The 25846-nt window shown below is 55.4% G+C and carries 22 protein-coding genes; 1 reads left to right on the top strand and 21 read right to left on the bottom strand.

All coding sequences use genetic code 11. The features are described 5' to 3' along the window. Window positions 1-496: 496 nt before the first annotated feature. The 8 genes from efeB to putP all read right to left on the bottom strand — a co-directional run bounded on the left by efeB (window position 497) and on the right by putP (window position 7239). On the bottom strand, window positions 497-1774 hold the full coding sequence (gene efeB / locus EGK14_RS20515) for an iron uptake transporter deferrochelatase/peroxidase subunit (protein WP_125290938.1): 1278 nt from the start codon (window positions 1772-1774) through the stop codon (window positions 497-499). A 3-nt stretch (window positions 1775-1777) separates the two neighbouring features. After that, complete coding sequence (gene efeO / locus EGK14_RS20510; protein WP_125290937.1) at window positions 1778-2893, bottom strand: iron uptake system protein EfeO; 1116 nt, start codon at window positions 2891-2893, stop codon at window positions 1778-1780. 44 nt (window positions 2894-2937) lie between these two features. Continuing rightward, a complete protein-coding gene (gene efeU, locus EGK14_RS20505; RefSeq protein ID WP_125290936.1) occupies window positions 2938-3765 on the bottom strand; it encodes an iron uptake transporter permease EfeU in 828 nt (275 codons plus the stop codon). A gap of 255 nt (window positions 3766-4020) precedes the next feature. Continuing rightward, entirely contained in the window at window positions 4021-4377 is a 357-nt protein-coding gene (locus EGK14_RS20500) for a type II toxin-antitoxin system HicB family antitoxin (RefSeq protein WP_125290935.1), read from the bottom strand. Continuing rightward, the gene (locus tag EGK14_RS20495) at window positions 4374-4637 is read right to left on the bottom strand and encodes a type II toxin-antitoxin system HicA family toxin (protein ID WP_125290934.1); all 264 of its coding nucleotides are present in this window, start codon (window positions 4635-4637) and stop codon (window positions 4374-4376) included. The genes EGK14_RS20500 and EGK14_RS20495 overlap by 4 nt, the downstream gene beginning before the upstream one ends. Before the next feature lie 445 nt (window positions 4638-5082). Then, window positions 5083-5469 (bottom strand): helix-turn-helix domain-containing protein, encoded by a 387-nt coding sequence (locus EGK14_RS20490; RefSeq protein ID WP_233598559.1) that lies wholly within the window; start codon window positions 5467-5469, stop codon window positions 5083-5085. A gap of 6 nt (window positions 5470-5475) precedes the next feature. Further along, window positions 5476-5607: a hypothetical protein gene (locus tag EGK14_RS21760; protein WP_255416553.1), complete on the bottom strand. Its 132-nt coding sequence runs from the start codon at window positions 5605-5607 to the stop codon at window positions 5476-5478. A 147-nt stretch (window positions 5608-5754) separates the two neighbouring features. Continuing rightward, window positions 5755-7239 carry a sodium/proline symporter PutP gene (gene putP, locus EGK14_RS20485; protein ID WP_125290932.1) on the bottom strand — a complete coding sequence of 495 codons (1485 nt, stop codon included), beginning with the start codon at window positions 7237-7239 and terminating at the stop codon, window positions 5755-5757. A gap of 420 nt (window positions 7240-7659) precedes the next feature. On the opposite strand from putP, the gene putA reads away from it, so the two are divergent. Then, window positions 7660-11610: a trifunctional transcriptional regulator/proline dehydrogenase/L-glutamate gamma-semialdehyde dehydrogenase gene (gene putA, locus EGK14_RS20480; protein ID WP_125290931.1), complete on the top strand. Its 3951-nt coding sequence runs from the start codon at window positions 7660-7662 to the stop codon at window positions 11608-11610. A gap of 256 nt (window positions 11611-11866) precedes the next feature. Here the strand turns inward: putA and EGK14_RS20475 are convergent, their stop codons facing one another. From EGK14_RS20475 to EGK14_RS20415, 13 genes are all read right to left on the bottom strand, one after another. Further along, window positions 11867-12940 (bottom strand): acyltransferase family protein, encoded by a 1074-nt coding sequence (locus tag EGK14_RS20475; RefSeq protein WP_125290930.1) that lies wholly within the window; start codon window positions 12938-12940, stop codon window positions 11867-11869. A gap of 425 nt (window positions 12941-13365) precedes the next feature. Continuing rightward, window positions 13366-14118 (bottom strand): L-cystine ABC transporter ATP-binding protein TcyN, encoded by a 753-nt coding sequence (tcyN, locus tag EGK14_RS20470; RefSeq protein WP_125290929.1) that lies wholly within the window; start codon window positions 14116-14118, stop codon window positions 13366-13368. Beyond that, window positions 14115-14783 carry a cystine ABC transporter permease gene (gene tcyL / locus EGK14_RS20465; protein WP_125290928.1) on the bottom strand — a complete coding sequence of 223 codons (669 nt, stop codon included), beginning with the start codon at window positions 14781-14783 and terminating at the stop codon, window positions 14115-14117. Before tcyL ends, tcyN begins: the two co-directional genes overlap by 4 nt. Continuing rightward, window positions 14783-15586: a cystine ABC transporter substrate-binding protein gene (tcyJ, locus tag EGK14_RS20460; RefSeq protein WP_125290927.1), complete on the bottom strand. Its 804-nt coding sequence runs from the start codon at window positions 15584-15586 to the stop codon at window positions 14783-14785. Before tcyJ ends, tcyL begins: the two co-directional genes overlap by 1 nt. A gap of 65 nt (window positions 15587-15651) precedes the next feature. Then, window positions 15652-16638 (bottom strand): D-cysteine desulfhydrase, encoded by a 987-nt coding sequence (locus EGK14_RS20455; protein ID WP_125290926.1) that lies wholly within the window; start codon window positions 16636-16638, stop codon window positions 15652-15654. A 205-nt stretch (window positions 16639-16843) separates the two neighbouring features. After that, window positions 16844-17065 (bottom strand): hypothetical protein, encoded by a 222-nt coding sequence (locus tag EGK14_RS20450; protein ID WP_125290925.1) that lies wholly within the window; start codon window positions 17063-17065, stop codon window positions 16844-16846. After that, the gene (locus EGK14_RS20445) at window positions 17037-17666 is read right to left on the bottom strand and encodes a hypothetical protein (RefSeq protein ID WP_125290924.1); all 630 of its coding nucleotides are present in this window, start codon (window positions 17664-17666) and stop codon (window positions 17037-17039) included. The genes EGK14_RS20450 and EGK14_RS20445 overlap by 29 nt, the downstream gene beginning before the upstream one ends. Before the next feature lie 849 nt (window positions 17667-18515). Then, window positions 18516-19019, bottom strand: coding sequence for a flagella biosynthesis regulatory protein FliZ (gene fliZ / locus EGK14_RS20440; RefSeq protein WP_125290923.1), 504 nt, complete (start codon window positions 19017-19019; stop codon window positions 18516-18518). A gap of 42 nt (window positions 19020-19061) precedes the next feature. Beyond that, window positions 19062-19784 carry an RNA polymerase sigma factor FliA gene (locus EGK14_RS20435; RefSeq protein ID WP_125290922.1) on the bottom strand — a complete coding sequence of 241 codons (723 nt, stop codon included), beginning with the start codon at window positions 19782-19784 and terminating at the stop codon, window positions 19062-19064. 143 nt (window positions 19785-19927) lie between these two features. Beyond that, the gene (locus EGK14_RS20430; protein WP_125290921.1) at window positions 19928-20896 is read right to left on the bottom strand and encodes an HNH endonuclease signature motif containing protein; all 969 of its coding nucleotides are present in this window, start codon (window positions 20894-20896) and stop codon (window positions 19928-19930) included. A gap of 236 nt (window positions 20897-21132) precedes the next feature. Next, window positions 21133-21948: a glycosyltransferase family 2 protein gene (locus EGK14_RS20425; protein ID WP_125290920.1), complete on the bottom strand. Its 816-nt coding sequence runs from the start codon at window positions 21946-21948 to the stop codon at window positions 21133-21135. A gap of 82 nt (window positions 21949-22030) precedes the next feature. Further along, window positions 22031-25669, bottom strand: a complete 3639-nt coding sequence (locus tag EGK14_RS20420) for a glycosyltransferase (protein ID WP_158616072.1) — start codon at window positions 25667-25669, stop codon at window positions 22031-22033. An 81-nt stretch (window positions 25670-25750) separates the two neighbouring features. Beyond that, on the bottom strand, window positions 25751-25846 hold a 96-nt coding region (locus EGK14_RS20415), incomplete at its 5' end, for a flagellin (RefSeq protein ID WP_148101260.1).

Raw genomic sequence — 25846 nt, 5'->3', positions numbered from 1 at the left:
ACGTGAACGCTTTAGAGGTTTTGCTGGCTTCCTTGTAAGCCTTGTCTGGCCGTAGAAATGGTACGCGGAGTGACGATGCCGGGCACCGGAGGGTGTTAATAAACTGGCTGAAATGGTAAAGGGAAGAGGAAGTCATTGGGGCGATAGAGCCCTCGCGCCGGGAAGCTGTCACGCTATTTGTCTGACGCTTATGTCCGTAAAAGGACTTGTCCATTCGCGATCTCCGTGTTGCACACTGGAAACAACTGACGCCTGATAATTAAATTTCAACAGATTCCTGGAATAATGCAACATTAATTTTACCTGACGGCAAGCGAAAAACGTCAAATAAGCGAACGCGTACGCGGCAGGTTAATTAGGATCCCAACAGGATCAAAGAGATAACAATTTATTTTATGCTGAGCGCGGTAATCTGGCATTTTTAACAGCCAGCTGAAAGCATCTGATTAAAAAACAACCTCCCGCACGAGGCGCGGGCGGGAGGTTGAAGAAAGGCTCAGGCCTGAAGTAAAGCCTGCCCGAGATAATGTTTTTCGTCAATGACGCCAGGCAGCACAAAGAAATATCCGCCGCCGACGGGTTTGATATATTCTTCCAATGCCTCGCCATTGAGTCTTTTTTGTACAGCAAGAAAACCTTTTTCCAGGTCGTGCTGATAGCAGACAAATAGCAGGCCCATCTCCAGCTGACCGGCATTGGATACGCCCAGCGAGTAGCTGTAGCCACGACGGAGCATCAGGCTGTCCTGCGTTTGTGGCGTGCGTGGGTTAGCCAGGCGAATATGCGCGTCTAACGGCGTAACGAGGCCATCGGGATCGCTGGCATAGTCCGGGACATCATGTTCGTGCGTCATTCCCAGTGGCGCGCCGCTCTGCTTCACCCGGCCAAAGATCGTTTCCTGCTCGCGCAGCGGCGTTCTGTCCCAAAACTCTACGTGGAACTGAATGATGCGCGCGGCCTGATAGCTGCCGCCGATAGCCCATGCAGGTTCATCCTGATCCGCCGTAACCCACAGGATTTTATCCATCATCGCCGCGTCGGTCGTATCGGGATTGGCCGTGCCATCCTTAAAGCCCAACAGATTGACCGGCGTCTCCCTGCCCTGACTGCGCGCCGCATGATCGGAGATAAAGCCTTCCCGCCGCCAGCGCACGCTCAGCAAATCCGGCGAATGTTTGATAATATCGCGCAGCGCGTGGATCACCGTATCGTTGGTATTGGCGCAGATTTGCAGCAGCAGATCGCCGTGGCACAGTCCGGCATCCAGCGCATCATTGGGAAAGCGCGTCATGGTTTGCAGCCTGCGCGGTTTTTGCGCCTGTAATCCGTAGCGATCGTCAAACAAGGAGTGGCCGACCGATACCGTAATGGTCAGATTATCCGGATAGATATAACCGCCCAGAATGCCGGAATCCATCGGCGGCAGACGTGGATTAACCGTCTGCGGCGCTTCTCCTCCGCTGGTCAGAAAAGCGATACGGTCGGTCAGCAAGCGAAATAACCGCTCCAGATCGGCCTTGTCCGTTGCCAGTACGTCAAAAGCCACCAGCATCATCGACGCCTGCTGTGGCGTGACGATCCCCGCCTGGTGCGGCCCGTAGAAAGGCTGTCTCTGCTGACGGGCATTGGGCGACAGCGCGCCGGGCGAAAAGGCCGCCGACGCGCCATGCGCCGGACAGCCTCCTGCTAACGCCAGCGCGCCGCCAAGGAAGCCCATTCCCTTCAGCAGGCGGCGGCGTGAGGGCTGCGCTGCCGCGTCATCAGCTTGCTTCATAACTTAATCCAGCCCCAGCGTTCCGCGCAGCAGAGCGAGATCTTCCGCCAGCGCCGTGATCGGGCCTTTCATGGCGGTGCGATCGGCATCGGTAAGCTTGTCATAAGAGGCAAAGCCGTCGCCGCTGCGGTATTTTTTCAGGATGGCGTCTACCTTTTTGAAGTTGCCGTCGATTTTTGCCAGCAGCGCCGGATCGGCCTGTTGCAACATCGGGCGCAGCAGGTTCACGATCTTCTGCGCGCCATCAATATTGGCCTGAAAATCCCACAAATCGGTGCGGCTGTAGCGGTCTTCTTCGCCGGAGATTTTGCTGGAAGCAATCTCCTCAATCAGACCGGCCGCGCCGCCGACCACTTTGCCCGGTGGAAAGGCCAGTTCGCTGACCCGCTTTTGCAGCGCCTGCACGTCTGCATAGAGTCTGTCGGCATAGGTTTCCATCCCTTTGGTCGAGCCGTCGCCCCACAGTGCTTTTTCCAGACGATGGAAGCCGGTGAACTTAGGATCGGCGGCTTTCTGCTCATAATCATCTTCGCGAGCGTCAATGCTGCCGTCCAGATCGGAGAACAGTTCCGCTATCGGTTCGATACGCTCGTAGTGAGCGCGCGTCGGCGCATAGAGGGCTTTCGCCTTATCAATATCGCCCGCTTTTACCGCCCCGGTAAAAGCTTGCGTGCTGGTAACCAGCGCGGCGATTTCCTGCATCACGTAAGCTTTGTAGTCGGTAACGGGGCCGGTCAGCTGCATCAACGTCGGCTGCGCGCCTGCTGCATCCTCTGCGCCCTGCACAATCAGCTTACCTTTGGGATTGCTCAACAGGCCGCAGGTCATCTCATACTCGCCCGGCTGCAGACTGGCCGTCAGCTTTTGCGTGAAGCCCGGCGCGATATTTTCGCGCTCCTCCACGACCATCACCCCTTTCAGGATCTCCCACTCCAGCCCCTTCTGACTGTGGTTCTGGATCACAAACTGCGTTTTACCGGCTTTAACGGTGACGCTCATCGGATCGCACTGCTTGTCATTAACGATAATTTTTACCTGCGGCACATCAGCAGCCTGCGCGGCAGGAAAGCTGGCCAGTAACGCCGCCGCCAGCGGTAACATTGAAAAACCACGACTCATGATAAATCCCTTAAATAAGAAAGCGGAAAAGCGTTAAAAGCCGATCAGCGCGAGGTCGCCGCTGTAGGCGGGCGTCCGGGCAGAAAAAACAGGATCAGCGCAGGAATGAGATAGCAGAACCAGACCACGACTTCGCTGACGCTGGGCGCTTCCTGATAGCCGAAGAGGCCTTCCAGCAGCGTACCCATCAGCGTGCTGGTGGAGAGCACCTCGCTGAAATCGAACGCCTGGCTCTGGAAAGCATTCCAAAGTCCGGCCTCGTGGAAAGCGCGGATGGCGCCAGCCGCCAGGCCCGCCGCAACCAGCAGAATAAACAGGCTGGTCCAGCGGAAGAAGAGCGCCATATTCAGCCGCACGCCGCCCCAGTAGATCAGCATACCCAGCACGATAGCGGTAGCGAGGCCCAGGATGGCGCCAACCGGCGGCGCGATGCCCACGTCCTGCTGAAAAGCCGCCAACAGGAAGAAGACGGACTCCAGCCCTTCCCGCGCGACAGCCAGGAAGACCATAAAAATCAGCGCCCAGCCGCCGCCTTTGCCGCGCTGCAGCGCGTTATCCACCGCACCTTCCAGCTGCGCTTTGATATTGCGCGCGACTTTGCGCATCCAGAACACCATCCAGGTCAGAATGCAGACGGCCACCAGCGCCACAATGCCCTCGAACAGCTCCTGCTCTCTTTGCGGGAACTCGCCGGTGGTTTCATTAATCGCATAGCCCAGCACCAGGCAGAGCGCGGCGGCGATGAAGACGCCAAGCCACATTGCGCCGAACCACTCGCTGCGCTGCGTGCGCTGCAAATAGCTGGCAATCAGGCTGACGATCAGCGCGGCTTCCAGTCCTTCGCGTAACATAATCAGGAACGGCACAAACATAGGCACCTTCAGACATATAAGGCGTTTTCACGCGGGTAAAGAAGTGTAAATCTAAACGATACCGATTATCATTATCGCCGGAAGAAATACAAGAGGCTGGACGGTTATTTTCATCGGGCGTGGCAAGGGATTAAAGGAAAATGCGCTATCAAAGGGCGTCGGAAACTTCCCTACCTGTTTATTTCTGTACCCGAAGACTATCCGAAAGGAAAGGAGCTGGTTTTGGCAGAAAGCCCCGCCTGGACGGGGCTTTTATTATGCGTGTCTGATTCGCTCTTCCAGCGTTTCAATGATGAAAGTATTTACTGACATATCGTTTTCAGCTGCCACATGACTTAATTTTTCAGCAAGCGTCTCGTTATAGCGTAAAGTAAATGTCTTCGTTTTTTCCTGTCGGGCATAAGGATCTATCCCCTCTTCCCGACAATCTTTCAGATATTCCTTTAAGGAAATTTCGCCTTCTCTCCGCAGCCCTTCTACGCTGTCAGCAACAAAATCACAATAACCACTGAGCCCCAGGAATTTGCCGCGAAACGCGTTCAGTTCAGGTACGAAGCTGATAACAACCGGCTGCCCGGCTATCTCATATTTGTTGGGTTTTGCTTTGCTCATGGTTCAATCCCTATACTTTCTAACCATTCTTTAACGCTGTTAACTGCGCCTTTGTCGGTATCAGGGGCAGGATGTGGGCGGTGGAATCTTGCGATACTGCCATTGAGTTTGAATCGGCACCGGGATCCGCTACCTTCGGTAACTTCACCACCTAAAGCCCGGATAAGCGACTCGATTTCTGCCCACTTAATGTTGGCAGGAACAGGCAGCGCAAAAATTTTAGTCAGTATGAGTTTATGCTTCTTCCTTAATGCAACCATAGCTTTATCCCTGCCATAGCTTCACTCTATGAAGTCATTTTATTAACCTTGGTTTTCGAAGTCAATTTATGAAGTCATCGAGAAGATTATTTGTAATCACGTTATTGGCCGATGACGACAGACAGTTTGGGGCTCAATCACCAACTAAAACCAATTGTCCGATCGCCTGTCTGGACGTTCGTCCGGCCCCGAAACTGATGCGTGCCGCATGTCAGGACGTTCGCCTCCCATTGATGCGTAACACGTTTATTGCAACGGCTCAGCCAGCGTATCGTCCCAGGGCCCAGGCGGTGCGCTCAGATCCGCCTTATCGCCACTGGTAGCAACTCACGTCCCGTTTTTATTCCTGTTGCGGTTTGTTTGCCGTGGGGACAGTAATTGCCACGAATCGAACAGCAGAAAATTTAAGATAACCAAATATGCGCGCCGTTGTACCGGGGCCAACTCAGGCAGCGTCGCTGGCTTTTTTGGCCGGGAAATGTGCGGTGTGGATAACGAACTCGGTGTAAAGCGCCACCGGTTTCATACAGTTTTTCCCTTTTACTTTTTTCACGAAGCCGTGTTTTTCCAGCGTCGACAGCGTGGCGGAAAGATTGCTCACCGCCCGCCCGGCCAGCCGGGCCAGCTGAGAGATGCTTTCCGGTTTCTCCCGATCCATCATATCCAGCAGCGCCAGATTTTCAGGGCTTAAAATCTGCGCGACCGCGTTTAGCGAGGAGAACCAGATTTTGGGTTCGTTTTCTTCAGGAAGGTACTCATTGCTGACAATCGCCATGACCCGCTGGCGAAACTCATTTTCTGGCATTACGCCGATCAGTGCTTTCATCATCATCCCTTTTTATCTGGTTGCTTCAGCCACGATTTTATCTACCGCGGTGAAAAAATGATCCATAATTTCATACCAGTAGCCGCAGGCATAAATATAGCGGGTGCCGTGCAGGCTCAGCAGGGTCGCTAATCCATAATCCATTTAACTCATCCTTGATTTATGAGCAGATCATAACCTTATCGCAAGAGGATGACAAGCCATGATGGCTTTATGCCGTCCTCCCTGACCAGTTTTCCGTTCTTAAAAAAAAGGCCCGCCGAAGCGAGCCTGTCGTAGTTATCAGCGTGATTAACGCGAATGGAACTCGGCTTCGGCTGCCTCAAATCGTTTTACGGCCGCAGTGGAAGGCTTGCTGCCCACCAGGCTGAACAGCACGATGGCGATGCTGGCAAACAGGAAGCCCGGAATAATTTCATACAGATCCAGCCAGGCGTACTGTTTCCAGATCAGCACGGTAGCCGCGCCTACGATAATCCCGGCCAGCGCGCCGTTACGGGTCATGCGCTTCCATAGCAGCGAGAAGATCACTACAGGCCCGAACGCCGCACCAAAGCCGGCCCAGGCGTAGCTTACCAGCCCCAGTACGCGGTTGTTCGGATCGTAGGCCAGCGCGATAGCCACGACCGCTACCAGCAGCACCATCAGACGCCCTACCCATACCAGCTCACGCTGGCTGGCACCCTTACGCAGGAAGTTTTTATAGAGATCTTCCGTCAGCGCGCTGGAGCAAACCAGCAGCTGGCAGCTCAGCGTCGACATTACCGCCGCCAGGATAGCAGAAAGCAGGATACCGGCGATCCACGGATTGAACAGAATACGAGCCAGCTCGATAAAAATACGCTCGCTGTTGTCGGTGACGCCTGTCGCCTGCTCGGGATGGTTCTGGAACCAGGCGATACCAAAGAAGCCGACCGCCACCGCACCGCCCAAACACAGGATCATCCACGTCATGCCGATACGGCGTGCGTTGCGGATAGAGTGGTGCGAATCCGCCGCCATAAAACGCGCCAGGATATGCGGCTGGCCAAAGTAGCCCAGTCCCCAGCCGAGCAGCGAGATCACCGCGACAAAGTTCAGGTTTTTCAACATATCCATATTTTCAATGCTCTTCGCCTGGATAACCGCCAGGGAATCGCTCAGGCCGCCGACCGCGATAATAACCATCACCGGCGTCAGGATCAGCGCAAAAAACATCAGCGCGGCCTGCACGGTATCGGTCCAGCTTACGGCCAGGAAACCGCCGACAAAGGTATAGATAATAGTGGCGGCGGCGCCAGCCCACAGCGCCGTTTCGTAGCTCATGCCGAAGGTGCTTTCAAACAGCCGTGCACCGGCCACGATGCCGGAAGCGCAATAGATAGTGAAGAAAACCAGAATTACGACCGCAGAGATGACGCGCAGAATTTTGCTTTTGTCTTCAAAACGGCTGGTGAAAAAATCGGGCAGCGTCAGCGCATTATCATGGTGTTCGGTCTGCACGCGCAGGCGTCCGGCGACGATTTTCCAGTTAAGATAAGCGCCCAACGTCAGGCCGATAGCAATCCAGCTCTCGGAGAGGCCGGAGATGAAAATGGCGCCCGGCAGGCCCATCAGCAGCCAGCCGCTCATATCAGACGCGCCGGCGGAAAGCGCGGTGACCACGCTGCCCAGACTGCGTCCTCCCAGGATATAGTCATCAAAATTTTTGGTTGAGCGCCAGGCCAAAAAGCCGATAAACACCATGCCAAGAATGTAAACGCAAAAGGTCACCATCATAGGTGTGCTTACTGTCATTCAGGTTCTCCACTTATTATTGTTAATGCGCAACCCTGCCCCGCCGCCGGAACGTTGCGGCGCCACTTTTAACCACCCAAGGCGGGGTATCCTGCCGCAAAGCACTGACGGGCACAATACTCGCCAATGGTTTAACACAATCGTTACATTAATTTCACCTTGCATCGGGGAGCAAGATCCCACAGGTTGCACTGGATCACAGTGTCACCGGTTACACCTTTCAAAAAACCTTTTCAGAACCCAGTTTTACTGCAGTTTGTAAAGCTGGCCGGATTTTTGCAGCAATATCCATGCCGCTTTTTAAAAAAGCGTTTTTGCACTCTGCAAGCAGCCTCACATTTAACAAGGTTGCACAAAGTTGCAACTTAAGTGATATTGCTTGCCAGATCTGTTTTGACTATTTGCAAGGAGTTTTAAGGCATGGGCACAACCACTATGGGCGTAAAGCTGGACGAGGCCACGCGTGACCGCATTCGTCAGGCTGCGGGCCAAATCGATCGCACACCTCACTGGCTGATCAAACAGGCGATTTTTAACTATCTGGAACAGCTGGAAAGAGGCGACGCCCTGCCGGAATTCCCCTTGCAGGTTACGGCTCAGGAGAGCGAAGACGCGCCGGTCGAAGAGCTACATCAGCCTTTTCTGGAGTTTGCCGAACATATTCTGCCGCAATCGGTGACCCGCTCCGCCATTACCGCCGCGTGGCGTCGCCCGGAGACGGAAGCGGTGCCGATGCTCCTTGAACAGGCGCGCCTACCGCAGCCGCTGGCGCAGCAAACCCAGCGTCTTGCCCACCAGCTGGCTTCGGCGCTCAGGCACCAAAAAGGGGCAGGCGGCCGCGCCGGCATGGTGCAATCGCTGCTTCAGGAGTTTTCACTTTCTTCGCAGGAAGGCGTTGCGCTGATGTGCCTGGCTGAAGCGCTGCTGCGTATTCCCGACAAGCCAACCCGCGACGCGCTGATCCGCGATAAAATCAGCAACGGCAACTGGCAGTCGCATTTGGGCCGCAGCCCTTCGATGTTTGTTAACGCCGCCACCTGGGGCCTGCTGTTTACCGGCCGCCTGGTCGCTACGCATAACGAGGCCAACCTGTCGCGTTCGCTGAACCGTATCATCGGTAAAAGCGGCGAGCCGCTAATCCGCAAAGGTGTGGATATGGCGATGCGCCTGATGGGCGAGCAGTTTGTCACTGGCGAAACCATTGCAGAAGCGCTGGCGAACGCCCGTAAGCTGGAAGAAAAAGGCTTCCGCTACTCTTACGATATGCTGGGTGAGGCCGCGCTGACGGCGAAAGACGCCGAGGCCTATTTGGTGTCCTATCAGCAGGCGATCCACGCTATCGGTAAAGCCTCCAACGGTCGCGGCATCTATGAAGGGCCGGGTATTTCCATCAAGCTTTCCGCGCTGCATCCGCGCTATAGTCGCGCGCAGTACGAGCGCGTAATGAACGAACTTTACCCCATTTTAAAATCGCTGACGCTGCTGGCGCGCTCTTACGACATTGGCATCAACATCGACGCGGAAGAAGCGGATCGCCTGGAGCTGTCGCTGGATCTGCTGGAAAAACTCTGCTTTGAGCCGGAGCTGGAAGGCTGGAACGGCATTGGCTTTGTTATCCAGGCCTATCAGAAGCGCTGCCCGTTTGTGATCGATGCGCTGATCGATATGGCCCAGCGCAGCCGTCGTCGCCTGATGATCCGCCTGGTAAAAGGCGCCTACTGGGATAGCGAGATCAAGCGCGCCCAAATGGACGGACTGGAAGGCTATCCGGTGTTCACCCGTAAGGTTTATACCGATATCTCTTATCTGGCCTGCGCCCGTAAACTGCTGGCCGTGCCGAACCTGATCTATCCGCAGTTCGCGACGCACAATGCGCATACGCTGGCGGTTATCTATCAGATGGCGGGCAATAACTACTACCCCGGTCAGTACGAGTTCCAGTGCCTGCACGGCATGGGCGAACCGCTGTACGAGCAGGTTGTCGGCAAAGTGGCCGATGGCAAGCTTAACCGTCCGTGCCGTATCTATGCGCCGGTCGGCACGCACGAAACGCTGCTGGCCTACCTGGTGCGCCGCCTGCTGGAAAACGGCGCCAACACGTCGTTTGTGAACCGTATTGCTGATAACACGCTTCAGATTGAAGATTTGGTCGCCGATCCGGTCGATGAAGTGGAAAAACTGGCCCGCACCGAAGGGGCAATTGGCCTGCCGCATCCGAAGATCCCGCTGCCGCGCGATCTTTATGGCGCAACCCGTCAGAACTCCGCCGGTCTGGATCTGGCTAACGAACACCGTCTGGCTTCGCTCTCCAGCGCCCTGCTGAACAGCGCAATCCAGCCGTGGCACGCCGCGCCGGTTATCGATGGCGAAACGGAAGCCGGTGAACTACTGCCGGTGCTCAATCCGGCGGAGCCTGCCGATATCGTGGGCTATGCGCGCCACGCTACCGAAAAAGATGTTTCGACCGCGCTGGACGCTGCCGTCAATGCCGGCCCGATTTGGTTCGCCACGCCGCCTGCCGCCCGTGCGGAAATCCTGACCCGCGCCGCCGAGCTAATGGAAGCTCAGCTACAGCGTCTGTTGGGGCTCCTGGTGCGTGAGGCCGGAAAAACTTTTAACAACGCTATCGCCGAGGTACGCGAAGCGGTCGACTTCCTGCACTACTATGCAGGCCAGGTTCGCGACGATTTTGATAACGAAACGCACCGCCCGCTTGGCCCGGTGGTTTGCATCAGCCCGTGGAACTTCCCGCTGGCGATCTTTACCGGTCAAATTGCCGCCGCGCTGGCGGCGGGCAACAGCGTGCTGGCCAAGCCTGCCGAGCAAACGCCGCTGGTGGCCGCTGCCGCCGTCGCTATTCTGCATGAAGCGGGTGTACCGGTTGGTGCCCTACAGCTGCTGCCGGGCCTGGGCGAAACCGTCGGCGCTCAGCTGACCGGCGACGACCGCGTTCGCGGGGTAATGTTTACCGGTTCGACCGCCGTAGCAACGCTGCTGCAACGTAACCTGGCCGGTCGTCTGGATCCGCAAGGCAGGCCGACGCCGCTGATAGCGGAAACCGGCGGTATGAACACCATGATCGTGGACTCTTCCGCGCTGACGGAACAGGTAGTGGTCGATATTGTGGCTTCCGCCTTTGACAGCGCGGGGCAACGCTGCTCTGCCCTGCGTCTGCTCTGTATTCAGGATGATGTTGCCGACCACACGCTGCAAATGCTGCGCGGCGCGATGGCCGAATGCCGTATGGGCAACCCGGAGCGCCTGTCTACCGATATCGGGCCGGTGATTGACAGCGAAGCGAAAGAAAATATCGAACGCCATATTCAGGCGATGCGCAGCAAAGGCATGAAAGTGTATCAGGCGGCGTTTAACGACAAGCACGACAGCAAAGAGTGGCAGACCGGCACCTTTATTCCGCCGACGCTGATTGAGCTGGAAAACGTCGCCGATCTGGATAAGGAAATTTTTGGGCCGGTGCTGCACGTGGTGCGCTATAACCGTAGCACCCTGCCGAAAATCATTGAGCAGATCAACGCTTCCGGCTACGGCCTGACGCTGGGCGTGCATACCCGTATTGATGAAACCATCAATCAGGTCACCAGCCGCGCCAAAGTCGGCAACCTGTACGTCAACCGCAATATGGTAGGGGCCGTCGTGGGCGTCCAGCCGTTCGGTGGCGAAGGCCTCTCCGGCACCGGTCCGAAAGCGGGCGGCCCGCTCTATCTCTATCGCCTGCTCTCGCATCGCCCGGAAGGTGCGCTGAAGGTTACGCTGGATCGCCAGGACGTCGAGCGTCCGGTTGATGCGGCGCTGCGTCCGGTGCTGCTGACCACTCATCAGGCGCTGACGGAGTGGGCGAAGGACAAGCCGGAGCTGGCTGCGGTCTGCAAACAGTTTGCCGAGCTGGGTCAGAGCGGAACCGTTCGCCTGCTGCCCGGCCCGACGGGCGAACGCAACACCTTTACCCTGCTGCCGCGCGAGCGCGTGGTCTGCCTGGCCGATAACGAGCAGGATGCGCTGGTGCAGCTGGCGGCGGTCACCGCCGTGGGCAGCCGCGCGCTGTGGCAGGATGATGAACAGCATCGCGCGCTGGCGAAGAAACTGCCCGCAGCCGTGCAGAGCCGTATCGACTTTGCGGTCGATCCGCTGGCGCAGCACAACGAGTTTGAGGCGGTGATTTACCACGGCGATGCCGATCAGCTCAGAACAGTTTGCGAAACGGTGGCCGCTCGTGAAGGCGCGATTGTTTCCGTCCAGGGCTTTGCCCGCGGCGAAACCAATCTGCTGCTGGAACGCCTGCTGATTGAGCGCTCGCTGAGCGTAAACACCGCAGCGGCAGGCGGCAACGCCAGCCTGATGACCATCGGCTAACGCGCCCGTCGGCCAGTCCGACAGGCTTAAGGCAGCGGATTCCGTACAAGGGCGAAGCAATTCGCCCTTTTTTCGTTTAGCCGCGCGGCTGACCGGCAAAAGTAGCCGCCTGATGTGTTTAAAGTCATAAGGGAAAGGCCGCTAATAAGCGGCCTCAGACTGCTGAAAAACCTAAATAGCGGATGCATCCCGGTGTTTCTTACCGCAACCTCGAAAGGCCGCTCACAAGCGGCCTTTTTACGCCTGGTGTTTTCTGTCAGGCATCAACTTTGACGCGCAGCAGCCGTGGATAGATAAACAGATTTTTGCCAATGCCCCGATTAAGCAGCGTCCACACGCCTACCGAACAGCCCGCACACAGCGCCACCATTACGACCGGGAAAGCTGTTGCCCACAGCATGGAAAACGCTTTGTTAGCGAACAGCTGATGGTGTTCCGCGAATAAAATGGCCGACATGCCAAAGAATTCGATAAAGATGCGGTGCAGCACGTAAATTTGCAGCGTGTTTCTGCCTAGCCAGTTTAGCCAGCCCAGCGTAAAGTAGCGATTCAGCGTCCGGCAGGCGGCGACGGAGATCAGCACAGCGAGCGCACACAGGAACAGGCTATGGGGAATACCCAGCTTAGCGTGGATAAGCGACAGCGCTATCAGCGCGGCCCAGGGCACCAGATTGCTACGGCGCCATTCGCTCCAGCGCAGCAAAGTGCTGCTGTAAAAGGTGCCCAGCAGGAAAAAGATCAGATACTGCGCGACGCTTTCCGGCCCCCAGCCGGGGATAATTTTCATGACGGCTGCGTAATTCAGCAGCAGCGCAATAGTCATCACCGCAAGCCGCTGTTCACGGAACAGTTTGGCGAACACAAAAAACAGGCCAAGCGCATAAAGATACCAGGAGGAGCTCATTGCCAGCAGCATCAATTTAACCGACTCCAGCGGCGTGGCCGCCCAGGCCGCGTTGGTGTTTTTGGACAACTGTTCGCCCATCACCTCATTGGAGACGCCCCGGATCATCAGCCATTGGATCACGCCCCAAAGGAAATAGAGATAAAAAAGGTTGGTAACGCGACTGGTAAAAACCTGCTTCCATGGACGGTTAATAATGCCGTTGGTCGCCAGCAGCCCGGAGACAAAGAAAAAGGCGGGCATCCGCAGCGGCGAAAGATAATTATTAAAGGCCAGCCATAATTTAGCAGGGAGAAAGCCTGCTACCAGATGACCCATCATTTCGGCATAGCCGGGCAGGACAACATGATATAAAACCACGAGTAAAATGCAGAGGCCTTTTAAACTATTTATCCAGGCAACATCCTGCTTTTGAGTCGTATTCATTATATTACTCCGACCGTCATAAACTGGGATAAAATGAGGTAGCGACACCTCCCCGCAGCCGAGATATTTAATATTACCTGGCCCTGACCCTACGCTGACAAATATATACAATGTGGTTACTGCTGGCCCTGAACACTTAGTAATACCTGGCGTCATGAATATTCAGAACATTCCTCTTCTCGCAAAGTGAATTTACCTTACCCTGGAAATTTACCACAGGTTAATAAATTATCTCTCTTTTAAGAGACCAGAGTCTTAAGGAACTTCTTAAAAAAGAGGGCGGGTAAGGGAAAGCACAGGCGGGAGAGCTGTTTACGCAGAAAGAACGATTATTTTATAACGAAGCGGCATGAAAGATATTTAAGAAAAAGCTTATTCAGAGGGCGCGCTGAAAATTGCCGGGTTTAACCGGCAATTTTACAGGGTTATTGCGAAAGAAACTTTTCTAGAAACTGACGGGTACGCGGATGCTCGGGATGGCTGAACAGCGCTTTTGCGCTGCCCTGCTCAACAATGCGTCCCTGATCCATAAAGATGGCGCGATCGGCAACGTCACGCGCAAAGCTCATCTCATGCGTAACGATAACCATAGTGCGCTTCTCCTGCGCCAGCGCCCTGATGGTACTGAGCACTTCACCTACCAGCTCGGGATCCAGCGCGGAGGTCGGCTCATCGAACAGGATCACCTCCGGGCGCATCGCCAGCGCACGGGCGATAGCCACGCGCTGCTGCTGGCCGCCGGAAAGCCGACGCGGATAGCTCTCTTCCCTGCCCGCCAGCCCAACCTTCTCCAGCAGCTGACGCGCACGCGCCACCGCTTCAGCTTTTGGTTCGCCTTTCACGATGGTTGGCCCTTCAATGATGTTTTCCAGCACCGAACGATGGGGAAACAGATTAAAGTTCTGGAAAACAAAGCCTACCTGCTGACGCAGACGGCGTACCTGCTCTTTCTGACGGTTCATGCCGGCGGCAGCATCAATACGGATATTGCCTACTTTAATGGTGCCGCTGTCCGGGGTTTCGAGCAGATTGATGCTGCGCAGCAGCGTGGTTTTGCCCGAGCCGCTTGGGCCGATTATCGCCACCACCTCGCCCGAAGCAACCTCCAGATCGATGTCGTGCAGCACCGTATGGCCGTTGAATTTTTTCACCAGCCCGCTCACTTCAATGGCGCTCATTTTGCCTCCCGATCCTGGCGGTTAACGTGATTTTCCAGCCTGCTTTGCAGCAGGGAGAGTAAAGTCGCCATCATCCAGTAAATCAGCGAAGCCGCCAGATACATGGTGAAAACTTCCAGCGTGCGCGAAGTGATCAGCTGCGCCTGGCGGAACAGCTCCGGCACCTGAATGGTGGCGGCCAACGAGGTATCTTTCACCAGGCTGATAAAGCTGTTGCCCAACGGCGGCAGCGCGGTACGGGCGGCCTGCGGCAGAATAACCCGGCGCAGCGTCTGCCAGCGCGTCATACCGATACTGGCCGCCGCTTCCCACTGGCCGCGCTCGATAGCGGCAATAGCGCCGCGCAGCGATTCGGAAGCGTAGGCCGCCGTATTCAGCGACAGGCCAATCATGGCGGAAGGGATTGGATCCAGCTCAATGCCGAACTGCGGCAGGCCGTAGTAGATCATAAACAGCTGGGCGATCAGCGGCGTGCCGCGAAATATCGACACGTAGAAGCGCGACAGCCAGGTAATCGGCCAGAAGTGGGAAAGACGCATCATCGCCAGCACGAAGCCCAGCAGCAGCCCGAAGAACATGCCGCCGATGCTGAGCTGGAGGGTGAAAAGCGCGCCTTTCAGTAAAAATGGTGCTGAATCCAGCACCAGCTGTAAACTTTCCTGCATTATTTAGTTACGTCCACGCCAAACCATTTGTCGGAGATCTTAGCCAGCGAACCGTCTTTCTGCATGTCCGCAATGGCTTTATCGACCGCCGCCAGCATTTCCGGGTTGTCTTTGCGCAGCGCCACGCCCGCTTCCTGACGAGAGAAGGCCGGGCCGGCTACCGCCAGCGTTTTACCGGTTTTCTTCACCAGATCCAGCGCGGCCAGACGGTCAACCAGAATCGCATCAATTCGGCCAACGCGCAGATCCTGATATTTAGTTGGATCGTCGTCATAAGTACGGATATCGACGTTCTTCACGTTTTCACGCAGCCACTGCTCGTAGTTGGTGCCCAGTCCCAGCCCCACTTTTTTGCCGCTGAGATCGGCAGGCTTAGTGATGCTGTCGGCCTTATCGGCTTTGGTCAGCGCCTGTATACCGGAAACGGTGTAAGGCGTAGAGAAGTCATACTTCTTTTTGCGCTCGTCGGAGATGGTGACCTGGTTGATCACCACATCGATGCGCTTTGAGTCCAGCGAGGCCAACATGCCGTCCCACTTGGTCGGTTTCAGGCTGGCCTTGACGCCCAGATGCTGTGCCAGCGCGTTGGCGAAATCGACCTCAAAACCGGCCAGTTTGCCGTTTTCGTCTTGGAAGCTGAATGGCGGATAGGTTCCTTCCAGGCCCACCAGCAGCGTGCCGCGTTCTTTTACTTTATTCAGCAGGTTTTCCGGGGCAGCAGTAGCCTTGGTGGCAACGCCAGCCACCAGCGCCAGCGACATCATTCCCGTTACCAGTTGGCGACGAACCAGAGAAAAATTCATAAGCGCTCCATGTTGAGATGCAGATTAGTAGTGTGTAGTCAGCTTTCTTTCCGAAGGCCTGCGGATCACCGCAGAGGATGATAGGCAAACAGCGCCGGCGAACCACCCGTATGCACGAACAGTAGCGGGCCTTCGCGGCGAAAACGCTTTTGTGCGATGCCGTCAATCAATCCGGCCATTACCTTGCCAGTATAGACCGGGTCCAGAAATATCCCTTCAAGCCTGGCCAGCAGTTTGATCGCTTCCGTGCCCTCTTCGCTCGGCATCCCGTAGCCCGGCGCGAAATAGTCGTCCCAGAGCGTCACGGGCGCCTGCGCTGTTAGCTCAAGCTGCGCGGCGAGCGCCTGTTGAATAGCGACCACTTTAGGCTGCTGTTCAGCAACGCTGCGCGAAACGGTTACGCCAACCAGCTCGGTGTCCGGCAGCAGCTGCTCCAGCCCTACGGCGAGGCCGGCATGGGTTCCGGCGCTGCCGGAGGCGACAACGACAGCGGCAAAATCTACCACGCCTTCGCTCTGATGAGCAATTTCCTGAGCACATTCTACGTATCCCAGCGCGCCCAGCGCGTTGGAGCCGCCAACCGGCACCACATAAGGGCGAAAGCCCTGCGCTTCCAGCCGTGTGCACTGTTCAGCCAGCTGTGCGGCGGGATCGTGCAGCACATCGACCATCACCACTTCCACATCCATCAGATCCAGCAGCAGGCGATTGCCGTTAGTGGCGTAATTTTCAAGATGGGTAATGCCCGGATTTTCCAGAAGCGCCACGCACTTCAGGCCCAGCTTTGCGGCCACGGCGGCGGTTTGACGGACATGGTTAGACTGGATAGCGCCGGCGGTCAGCAGCACGTCCGCGCCCTGGCGCAGCGCATCCGCCGCCAGGAACTCAAGCTTGCGCAGTTTGTTGCCGCCCAGGGCTACGGGCGTGAAGTCGTCGCGTTTGATAAAAATATCGCGCCCCAGATAATCGGAAAGACGAGGCAGATGCTCAAGCGGCGTCGGTGCGCCAAGCAGTTCCAGACGGGGAAATGAGTGTAAAAGATGTAAGGACAACGTAGCCTCCACAGCAGCAAAAAGTCATCCTTACTATTGCGAAGGCAAGGATAACATATTGAAAAAAATGGTTTTAAGCCAATACCACACATTGACTATATAAAAAAACCCGCTTCCAGGCGGGCTTGCATATTATAAGCTATCAGGGATCGCAAAGCGCTAACGCTCTCCTCTCAATAGTCCAGGTCCAGGTGAAAGCAAAGCGCTAACGCTCTCCTCTCAGCAGTCCGAGTCCAAGTGAAAGCAGGTATCCCAAAACAAAGAAGCCGACAAAGCCAACTGTTTTCATTACACCGCCCTCCAGCAGAAACAACGACAAAAAAGCAGCTATTGAGCAAAGTCCGGTAATCATGGCCTCAAGACAATGAGAAGCGCCCCAGCTGGCAATTTTGCCCAATTTACCTGGCGAGGATTTTGCAGAGTTCATGCTGAACCGCCTTACAAATCATTGGGCTACTGTTGATATATTTCAGATAAGGTTCAAGCGCAGGCTCGACCAAAAAATAAACCATATCAAGATTTTCATCAGAAATTTTATAGTACGTTTGCGGGTAATCGCGTCGCAGGCACCGCGAAGCTTTAGCCGCCTCCTCTATTAATCCTTGCGTCATCAGCATGTTTAATGAGAATGACGTACCGTAGCGGATAAATTTTTTCCAGATATACGTTGACGTTGATTTGCGCAATATAAGATTTGCGGCCGCATGGGCAACTATAAATTGCGTTGCCGTTTTGCCTGCCAGCCGCCCAGCGCCATAATTTAGTTTTTTATTCACAGCGCCTTGCCCGTTATCGTCCAGCTTTTCATAAAAGTCTGTCATGGCGATCAGGCGGCGCAATGGTTCCTCCTTGTTTCCCAGCGATTTAACCACCCTAAAAAATCTTTCCGTCTCCCTTTGGTTTCGATCTTTTAACCGCTCGCCAGCCAAACCACTCCCTTGCCAGGTTCTGATTACGCCGTCATACATCCCAGAAGGTACTGACGAGATACCGTCAACCACCCCACGGGCAATAGATTTTGCATCCATACATTTTCCCTTTCGTCCAATAAACCCTGTCAAGAATAACTAACAGGGATAGCTATTTCTATCCGTAAGGTATTTAATTTAGCCAGAACACCCGAACAATAATTTTTTAATTTTTAATAACTTACTTCAGCATTAGCTTATAACCTGATGCCAGTTCATCCCGGATAGTTTGCAAAAAATGAAAATAATCCCTTTTTTATCCACGTGTTATGTCTTTAAACAATCTTTACCCGATCCTTTTTCTGAAAAATGAAATTTGCTTTGGCTGTTTGCCTGGGGGATCCGCCAGCGGCGCGGGCTGCTGATACCGATTGAAGAAAATCCAAACCGGGAAATTTTTTCGAGCTGAATCGTGCGGGCGGGTGCGGTGTAGCGCCGATTTTGTCTGCGGGATAGTAATGATGCTGTGATGCCATGCCGCCATGCCAATCACCCCAAATATTGCGGCATACCTTTGTTGGTCACAGCGTGACGAACGGAAAAAATATCATGTTTTACAGCAAATGTGTGGGCTCGCAAGCATAGCGCTGACGATGATTTATGCGCATGTAGCTCAGTGAGCTGGAAAATGCCATCGCGCTGGGGCCGTTGGCTGGCGGGTTACAACCCAGAACATCCGATCCTGTAAATTCAGGGCAGCGATATTGCGCTGCCCTGATGTCCACGTCATGCCCACATTCAGACATGTCAGAAACCGTTACAAACCGCTGTAACTTTTTCAGAGGTATATTTTTTATAAGTTTATTTTGTAAGCCTTTACTTAACCAATCCCTTAACAACGCAGGAAAAGTTATTACGGTTTTACAAAACATAGCTAAAAGGTAACGTAAAAGAGGCTGTCGTCCCAATCTAATTGCGCTGCCAGCCTAAAAACTGGTCGTATTTGCGCAGGGCAATGCGGTAATTATTGTTGCCCGCATCGGGAAGATCGTTTTCCAGACATTCGTGCCAGCTGTTGCCGGCCAGTTTTTCCGCCGGAAAATTACGGGCCGACAGCATCCCGTCAAGGCGACGCAGGCGAACAACATATTCGCGGATGGTGCTGTGGCTCATCTCAGTCTGCTCAAACAGATACTGTTTGAACGCCATGATGTCAAAATAGGTAGGATTGGTATTGCAGTAAATATCACTGCAAAAACGACACAGCGCGGTCAGCTCAAGCTGGAGCTTTGACCAGACCATGTCGTCAATCGGCTGGTCCATGCGGGCGATCGCCTCTTTATTGATGATCTGCCCGCGGAAAACCAACGCCATACGGTCAAGAACTTTACTACAGTGTGAACAGTTAGTCTGGCTGTGCTTAAAATCTTTCAAATAGCGGCTCAGCGGCCTCATTTTAATTTTGGATCCCATTTGGAGTCCCCGGTTGGTGTTGAGAGTGCAAAACTGACCCCGTCAGCGCGCTCCCGTTAACCGGGCGCGCAGGCGTTTTATCGCCTGACTGTGCAGCTGGCTGACACGGGATTCCCCGACCTCCAGCACTGCGCCAATCTCTTTCAGATTCAGCTCTTCCTGGTAATAAAGCGTCAGCACCATTTTTTCGCGTTCGGGCAGTGCCTCGATCGCTTCAATGACGCGTTCGCGCAGATTCCCTTCCATTAACTGGTGCAGCGGGTTAGCCTCTTCGTGGCCTTCCGTCACCAGCTCCGCGCTGTCGCCATGTTCCTCACGATATTCGTCGTAAGAGAACAGCTGGCTATTATTGGTATCCAGCAGGATCTGCCGGTACTCTTCTAATGACACGTCCAGCTGTGCCGCGACTTCCTGCTCGCTGGCCGGCCTTCCAAGACTTTGTTCAACGCGATGCATTGCGCTGGCGACTTCGCGTGCGTTACGACGTACGCTGCGAGGTGCCCAGTCACGGCTGCGCAATTCGTCCAGCATCGCGCCACGTATGCGCTGTACGGCATAGGTAGTAAATGCTGTGCCCTGCAGCGCATCGTAACGTTCGACGGCATTCAGCAGCCCAATGCCACCCGCCTGCAGGAGGTCGTCCAGTTCAACACTGGCTGGCAACCTGACCTGTAAGCGCAGCGCCTCATGACGCACCAGCGGCACATAGCGCTGCCACAGCGAGTTTTTATCCATCACGCCACCGACGGTATATAGATCGTTCACTATGACTATCCTGCGTTAGTTAAGTTATCGGCATGATTATCTGTTTCTGTAGTGCGGATTGATTGAAGGAATAGCGGTAAAAAAGGCGGGTTATTTCATTTTTGTGGAAAAAAGCGGCGTCGGGCGCCGCTTTTTACACAAAGCTAACGCAACCTTAGCAGTCTCTGCCGTGTCGCTGTGGGCACCAGCTCCCATAATGCGCAGGTTTTACCGGCAAGATCCTGATAAGCGGTGCTTAACTCTTCATCGGCTGGCAGGCTGTGTCGAAAAGAGATCCTGCCCGTCTCGCCATCAATCAGCAGCAGATGGCTGGCGAAAAGCCGTTGCAGGTCGCTACGCAGAAAAAGCCCGTTATCCACGCTGTTGTCTTTCAGAAAACCGCTTTCGTTCTCTTCCGTCACAATATGGCAGGCCTCCACCCATGGGTAGCTGGCATTTTCATGCACTTTGGTGCCGGTGATCATGCAGGCGCCGTAGCGTTCACGCACCGCCGTGCTGAAGGACTGCTGACTGATGCGCTGCCAGAGACGCGCTTTGACGCGGCGCCCTACCTGCGTGCCGGGCATCACCCCTGCCGTAGGCGGCAGCAGCGGCGAGCTGAGCACCACCAGGAACTGGAGCTGTCTCGCATATTCAAAACAGGGCCGCGTCTGGCTGTCGTACAGCTGCCAGTACTCGTCTTCCTCGTCCGTGCGCAGCAGGCTGAGCGTAAAGCCGCGCTGCGCCATCAGGCTTTGTGCCATGATCGAGGCTGGATCCAGCATTGCCACCACCTTACTCTCCCCCATCACCTTCCAGACGTTCCACGGCGCAGGCGCGGGCGGACGACGAAAATAGAGAAAGCTTTCCTGTCGTTGCAGATAGTGTTCAAAGCGCTGCAAATAGTTTTTACGTTCGTTGTCGTTAGAGATAAAAAGCACATCCTCCAGCGCGCCGTGGATATCCCTGCTGGCGAAAATCGCCCGGATAATCCAGTTCTTGCTGGAGGTAGAAGGACTGAGTAATCCATGAGGGGTTAGCGATTTATCCTCAGGGTATTTCTGGCCGTAACGTTCGGCAATTTCATCGAACGGCAACAGTTCGCCAGGCAGCAGGTCGTAATTGAAGCGCATGTCACACTCCGCAAGAGGATTAAAATTAGCTGTTATAAAAAAGAGTTATCGGCCTGGCGTATTTTTTCTCCAGTGCCGCATGGGCAAAATCTGAGCGTGATAACAAAATAAGCGGTTTTGAGATACGGGCCAGACAGAAAGTCTCAGGGAAAAAAAACCAGGCGAGATAAAAAGACACGCTCTGCCAAAAAAGCGAAGCGTGCCAGAGAAACAGAAGTGAACAACGCAGAAAACGGTTAGCTAACCAGTCTGGCGCTAATGCCATAACGCTTTTTCAGCGTAGCCAGCTCTTTTTTCAAAACATCGATTGAGACCAGGGGGATCTTCGGCGGCATGCAGCCATGCTTTTCCTGGAAGTAAGTCGCGGCGACCAGGCTTACGGCCCGGGAAGAAAGCTTGCCGGAAATCGTTGACTGTTGCGGGCTCCAGCCTTCATCGCCCAGATAGTGGCCTGAATTATCCAAATCCGGGAAATAGTGATAGGACGGATGCAGCCCGGCTTTGATAACGGCATAGGTGTGGTCAAGATGCTCCACGGCGTTATAGTAAATTTCATCCATCAGCCCAACTTTTTCCAGGCAGGTTTTGGAGTAATAGCAGAATGCACCCACGCAGGCCGGATACAGCGGCATAACGAAATCGCCGTAATCCATAATATAGCAAGGACGCGGCGTACCGTCCGGATGCACATTTTTATCGCCATGCTGGCTAAAATTAAAATGTTGAATGCCGGTGCGGGCAGATAATTCGATATAACGGGTAAAAACGGACGGATCCTTAACGAAAATATCATCTTCGATCAGAAAGAAATGATCGACTTCCTGAGACTGAAGATAGCGCAGCGCAATATTTTTGCTGCGCCCAACGCCCTCATTCACTTCGTTATGGTGAAGATGGCAATCCAGCTCGCCCAGCTCGGGATAATAAGCGCCGTCGTTAACCACGATTAACGCATCGATGATATCGCGAGGCAGCGACTGATAAAGTTTTATCAGTCCGGCTTTGCGATTATAGGTCACGATGCCCACGCCAATTTTTTTTCCGTCAATCATCTTGCCCCCTTGCGAGCCGTACTTTTTTTCATTAAAGCGGACTGACCAGGCACGCCCGGTCAGTCATAAGAATCACCTGAAACTAGCCGCGCGGCAGCCAGGCGTTTTGCCAGTCGGTCAGGCCCTCGTCGCGCAGCATCCAGTCGCGGAATACGCCGGCGCGCAGCGCGTCGCCCCTGGCCGCCAGCGCGTCCATATCGGCCAGATGTTCGCGAATGGCATTCATCCAGTCTTTGTAGCGGTTGGTCACGCGGGTGACCGGCAGATCGCAGCGGTAAGGCTCAATATCGGTACAGATCACCGGCACGCCGCAGGCGCCAAGCTCCAGCAGACGCAGGTTACTTTTACACTCGTTAAACAAGTTCATCTCCAGCGGCACCAGCGCCAAATCCAGGTTTAGCGTCGCCAGCTTCTCGGGATAAAACTCAAACGGCACGCCGTAGTGGAATTCACACTTCACGTTCTGCGGCTTCATGCCCATGAACACCCACTCGACCTCGTTTTCCAGCTCTTTCATAAAGGGCAAAAGGATTTCCAGGTCACCGGTATGGCTGCTGCCGCCCGCCCAGCCAACGCGCGGCTTTTTCCCCTGACGACGCAGGCTGTTAAGCGCGGCCCACTGATCGTCCAGGCGGTTCTGCGCCACGCGAATATCGTGATGGAACGACGAGTAGGCTTCGGCCAGCGGCGCGGTGGAGACTACCAGCCAGTCCGCCTGCTCTACCGAACGGCGCAGCTGGCGCACAATATCCTTCGGCAGCTTTTTGCGGAATACGCTTTTCAGCGGCAGATTCGGAATGTAGTCGTCATATTCCATGATGATTTTGGTGTTGCTGACCTGGCGATATTGCTTTACGCGCTCGGGGATGGAGACGTCGGTCACCAGCTCCAGCAGCAGCGTATCAGGCTGAATTTCTGCCACCTCCATTACCGCAGGCAGGCCGTGCGTCAGGCCGCCTTCCAGGATCAGATTGCCTTCCAGCGCCTTAAACGGCTTGATCACGCGATAGTTGCCGCAGCCGGTCAGGTTTTTATGACAGGCCATCATTACCGGCAGCGGTCGGCCCGGCAGCGGCTGCTGGTAGCGCGACTGTCGCATGCCCAGCTGGAAGTTGCCGCCAACCTTGGTGAGCTGGCGGTTATAGCTGATATCCACGCTGAGCTGGCCGCGCCATTTTTCACGCAGCGTATCGAAGACCTCCGGCCCGGCATGGGACGCAATGCCGACTTCCTCGCCCAGCACGCGGGTTGCGCCGCCCATATGCAGCACGCGCGCATAAGGCGTCCATACGGTGAGATAGCCGCTGGCGCGCGCCTTCAGCGCAAAATCTACGTCGCCCAGATAGTTCGGGAAGTCATCGACGCTAAAGCCGCCCAGCTCGACAAAGACCTCTTTCGGCACCATCATGCAGGCCGCGCTGACGGCGGTCACGTTCAGGATCGATTGCAGGCGCTGCATATAGCCTGTGTTATCCACGCTGACGCCGTCGTAAACCGGCGAGATGCCGAGACCTACGCCCGCGACGATGCCCGCATGTTGGATGCGCCCGTCGTGATATTCCAGACGCGCGCCCACGATGCCGACTTCAGGACGCGTGGCGTGTTCGACCATCGCCGACAGCCATTCACCCTCAACGATTTCGGTATCGTTATTTAAAAACAGCAGCAGATCGCCGCGCGCCTGCCCGGCAGCAAAATTATTGATGGCGGAGAAGCTGAACGCCTGCGGCCAGCGCAGCACGCGCAATTGCGCAATGTTCAGCGCCTCAAGCTGTGCCAGATAGTCACAGGTCGCCTCGTCCTGAGAATTGTTGTCCACGATCAGCAGTTCATAGTGCGGCCACTGCGTTTTTTCCATCAGGCTTTCGATACAGCGGCGCAGCAACGGCAGGCGATCGCGCGTCGGGATGACCACAGACACCAGCGGCTGCTGCTGATGAGTAAAACGTACGCGATGCAGACCCGGCAGCAGGCCCGGCTCGACCACGGCCGGCAGATTGCAGCGCGCCAGATGCGCAGCGGTCACGGCCGCGCTTTCCGCCACGACTTCCGGCAGCTGCAGCCAGCTTTCCGCCGTTTCCGGCACCAGCATCAGGGCATCGGCGATATGCCCGATGGATTGCGCACCGCGGGTTTCGATAAATTTCCACGCCAGATCGATGCCGCCCAGGCGCGTAAAACCAGCGTCGAAACCGCCCGCCTCACGCGCGGCCGCCACGTTAATCAACATCTGCTCGCCAATATAGGGCTGACTGCGCAGAAGATCGATATTCAGATCGGGTTTAAACAGGCTTTCAGCCGCCAGCAGATTTTCGCCCGTAACGCTGTCGCAGTACCAGAGCGCGGCATCAGGCTGACGCAAACGGTGCTCGGCAAAGACAAGCAGCGCCCACGGCATCAGCTCGCTGCCGGCGGTGACCAGCAGCAACGAGTCGGCCTGCGTCTGGCTGAACAGCCCGGCCAGCTGCTGGCTGTCACGCACTTTTTCCACCAGTGTCGGCTGTAGATACTGAGTCTCCAGCGAGGCAAGCGTTTTCTCAACGGCGGCGCTGTCGCCGTGCGGATCGAGGATCGCCAGGCCAATATTGCCGGTTTCCGGCATCTGGTTAATAAAGGAGAGCAGCACGCTGATGCGGGCTTCGGAAGGCTGGCGCGTTTTCAGCCAGCTTTCCAGCACGCGGGATTTTTCGGCGTCGTCGGCAATCACCTTGCGGTGCAGCGTCAGGCTGGCGGCTTCGGCTTCGGTAATCTGCAGCCTGGCCGCTTTCGGCAAGCGGGCCAGCACGGCCTCGATCTGCGCGCTGAGCGACCACTGCCGGAAAGCCTCTTCGCGGAAGTCCTGCGTCCACTGCCAGGCGTCAGCATAAGGCTCAACGATATCCTGTACCCACTCTTCAGGGCTTTGATGCGGCGCACTGCCGTAATCGGCAAGAAAATGCGCATCCAGCCCCGCTTCCAGCGTTTCGCCGTTTACATAGCCCGCGCCGGAAACCGTATTGGTAAGATAAGCAGGAATACCGGCGGCCAGCGCCTGGACCACCGGGCGAGTCTGTGCCATCACCAGTTGATAGGTGGAAAGGAATTCGGGCGTCAGCTCAACCTCGCGACGCTGAGCGTTAATATGATCGAGGCTAATGCCTTTCGCGGCCAGCAGCGTCCGTAGCTCGCCAACGGCGTCATTTTGTTCTTCAGAGATCAGCAAAATACGCGACAGCGGCGGCATAGCCTGCGGCTGTACCTGAGCAAAGCTGTCGCTGACGGAAAGAGGAAATATATGAAGTCTGCGTTGGTCGATGCCTTTCAGCGCGAGTTTCGCGTAGGAAATGGCGGAAACGGTCAGGCTGTAGGCCGCCAGTTTGTTTTCCAGCGCCGCGCCGTAGGGCAGGTCCTGGTCCGCATAGGCGTAGTAGTGTTGAAAAACGCAAACGCCAGATATTTCGCCTTTCTGCAGAGCCGAGATCATTTTCAGACTCATGTAGCCCTGGCAAATCCAGATCAAATCATAGTGGGCCGCCAGCGGATGCTCATCTTCCATAAAGCACTGCACGTTACCGCTTTGCTGCAGCACCTTCAGCCGCCGTAAATAGGTGCCTTCCACCAGCCGCGTGACCAGGTCAATCTGCCACCCCCGCACGTGAAAATGCTCGACCACATCCATCAGGGTCGTTTCTGTATCGGTTAACCGGTTAAGTTGATCAATAGTAATTAAAAGACGATTCATACTTTTTCTCCGCGCCATCTTATGTGGGCAAGACAGAAAAAACCCGGCCGTAGCCGGGTCGACGAAACGTGTCGTGCGAGATTACTGCAGCAGGGACAGAACGCCCTGTGGAACCTGGTTGGCTTTTGACAGCACGGAGGTACCAGCCTGCTGAAGGATCTGCGCCTTCGACATGTT

It is taken from the genome of Erwinia sp. 198 (assembly GCF_003937915.1).
Taxonomy (GTDB): Bacteria; Pseudomonadota; Gammaproteobacteria; order Enterobacterales; family Enterobacteriaceae; genus Erwinia; species Erwinia aeris.
The sequence above is the reverse complement of the archived record's forward strand: the minus strand, read 5'-3'. Positions and strand labels throughout refer to the sequence as shown.